At 35.0% G+C, this 2,649-nt stretch carries 3 protein-coding genes; all 3 read right to left on the bottom strand.

What is annotated here, in order from left to right:
* The coding region (locus tag ACT8VG_RS09790) for a zinc ribbon domain-containing protein (protein WP_444195754.1) at positions 1-248 on the bottom strand (248 nt) is incomplete at its 3' end.
* Complete coding sequence (locus ACT8VG_RS09795) at positions 170-370, bottom strand: transposase (RefSeq protein WP_202981952.1); 201 nt, start codon at positions 368-370, stop codon at positions 170-172. The genes ACT8VG_RS09795 and ACT8VG_RS09790, both read right to left, overlap by 79 nt.
* 211 nt (positions 371-581) lie before the next feature.
* The gene (ligA, locus tag ACT8VG_RS09800) at positions 582-2,570 is read right to left on the bottom strand and encodes an NAD-dependent DNA ligase LigA (protein WP_444195753.1); all 1,989 of its coding nucleotides are present in this window, start codon (positions 2,568-2,570) and stop codon (positions 582-584) included.
* Positions 2,571-2,649 lie beyond the last annotated feature (79 nt).

The following is a 2,649-nucleotide window of genomic DNA, read 5'->3' on the forward strand; positions in this document are numbered from 1 at the left end:
TTAAGTGCAGCATTGAAATCTCTGTCTTCGATATAGCCACAGTCACATCTGAAAAGTCTATCTAAAAGCTTTAAATCTTTTTTAATATTCTTACAACAATGACATGTTTTAGATGATGGGTGCCATCTATCTACAATTCGAAGTTCAATTCCATTCTCTTTGCATTTAGCTAGAAGTTTTGATTTAAATTCAAAAATTTCTGCGAAGCAACTGCCTTTGAAAGATGCCTGTTCTTCATCATTCCTGATACGTTTAGATCTTCAATCGTTATATAAGATAGCTTGGTTTTTACTATCTCTGCGATTATCTTATTGATGTAATCAGTACGAATATTGTCAATTCTACGATGAAACTTCTGTATCTTAAGCATTTATTTTTGTATATTTCTTTTTTGAGCGAACTCTCCTTTCTTTAGATTTTCATACTTTCGAGAAAGACTTCTCTGTTCTCAAATAAGTTGTTTTTTAAGTTTCTTTAATAAAGCAAAATCTTTTGGTTTATAATTTGAGATATTTGATGTGTTCATTTTAACACTCCCTCTATGAGCATATAAACACATTCAAACACAAGAGTCAATATATTCAGTTACTTATAATCTTCTCCTTAAATGCTGATTCGTTCATGATGGAGATACCAAGATCAACTGCTTTTGTATATTTAGATCCTGGATTTTCCCCAACAATCACTAAATCTGTTTTCTTTGATACACTTCCTGTGACATTCGCACCCTGACTTGTTAAATAGTCTTTAATCTGCTTTCTTGTCATAAGTGTAAGTGTCCCAGTAATTACGACTGTCTTATCTCTAAATGGATTATCACCTGTATCACGTACCTTTAAATAATCCATATTTAAACCTAATTCTTTCAAATGTGCAATCAGTTCTAGATTACGTTCATTACGCTTAAATGCTGCAAGAGAAGACGCAATTGTATCCCCTACATCCTTGATGCTTGTTAATTGTACATAATTCGCATTAAGAAGTGCATCCATAGAACCAAAATGATATGCAAGTGTATCAGCCATCTTGGCTCCTATGCCCTTAATACCAAGCCCAAACAAGAGCTTTTCTAAAGAATTAGCTTTACTATTCTCGATTGCCTCTAGTAGCTTATCCATGGATTTCTTCCCAAAACCTTCAATATCCATGATTTCTTTTTCATGTACATCCAAATGATATATATCTTCAATACATGTCACAAAGCCTAAGTTATAGAATTGTTCGATGATCTTATCACCGAGTCCATCAATATTCATTGCTTCACGGCTGGCAAAATGAATCAGCTTTTCAATCTTCTTTGAATCACATTCTTCATTCATACAATAATAAGCTGCTTCATTAGGTTTTCTTACAAGTGGTGAACCACATTTAGGACATACTGTAATCATCTTAAAAGGTATTTCATTACCTGTACGTCTTTCTTTAATAGAAGAAACAACTTCTGGAATAACATCCCCTGCTTTTCTTACAATAACATCATCACCAATACGAATATCCTTACGGATACAATTGTCTTCATTATGAAGTGTCGCACGCTGTACGAGTGAACCTGCAACACGTACTGGTTCTAGCACTGCATTAGGTGTAATTTGTCCTGTACGCCCAATTGTAAAGACAATATCTTTAAGTTTCGTAATAACCTCTTCTGCTGGAAACTTATAGGCAATCGCCCATTTAGGTACTTTAGCTGTATAACCAAGTCTTCTTTGTGAATTAAGATCATTAACCTTAATAACAACACCATCAATATCATATGGAAGTGTTGGTCTAAGTTTTGTAACTTCTTCAATATAGTTCCATACTTCTTTAATGTTCTTGCATTTACGTGTATAAGGATTTGTCTTAAATCCAAGAGCCTTGATCTTTTCTAAGCATTCATAATGTGTTGAAGCATTAAGTTGTGATGCTTCTGGTACATGATACAAGAAGGCATCCAGTCCTCTTTTTGCCGCTATACGACTATCTAATTGTCTAATACTACCTGCTGCTGCATTACGACAATTCGCAAAAAGAGGAAGTCCTGCTTCAGTACGCTCTTCATTTAATCTTTCTAATGCCTTTTTAGGCATGATGATTTCACCACGTACTTCTAGTGGTCCATTAAACTCAATATGCAAAGGGATAGAACGAATAGTCTTAACGTTATGGGTGATATCTTCACCGATTGTTCCATTACCTCTTGTTGCACCATATTGTAATACACCATCCTGATATACAAGTGATACAGATAAACCATCCAGCTTCAGTTCACATATATATTCAGGATTAGGAATCACATCTGTAACTCGATCATTGAAGGTATAGACTTCATCTTCATTAAAGATATCTCCAAGAGACATCATCATACGCTGATGCGTCACCTTCTTAAACCCTTCTAAGACCTCTCCTCCTACTCTCTGGCTGGGAGAATCTGTTGTAATCCAAGCAGGATTGGCCTGTTCAATACGGATGAGTTCTTCCATTAAACGGTCATATTCCTGGTCACTGACAGTAGGAGTATCCTGTACATAATATTCATAGTTATATTTATTTAATAAGGCTTTTAATTCATTAAGTCTTTCAAATGACATCTTACTCATTCCTTTTCTTTTCGTATTCTGACTACTCCCACAGGCAAGCCCGTGGGGTTCTCACTGTCAAGTTTAGCTT

Origin of the sequence: Catenibacterium sp. (assembly GCF_052354645.1) — a bacterium.
GTDB classification, from domain to species: Bacteria; Bacillota_I; Bacilli_A; order Erysipelotrichales; family Coprobacillaceae; genus Catenibacterium; species Catenibacterium mitsuoka_A.

What these genes read in the sequence shown, in the direction of transcription:
- ACT8VG_RS09795 (WP_202981952.1), bottom strand. Translation starts at nt 370, where the DNA reads ATGCTTAAGATACAGAAGTTTCATCGTAGAATTGACAATATTCGTACT.
- ligA (WP_444195753.1), bottom strand. Translation starts at nt 2,570, where the DNA reads ATGTCATTTGAAAGACTTAATGAATTAAAAGCCTTATTAAATAAATAT.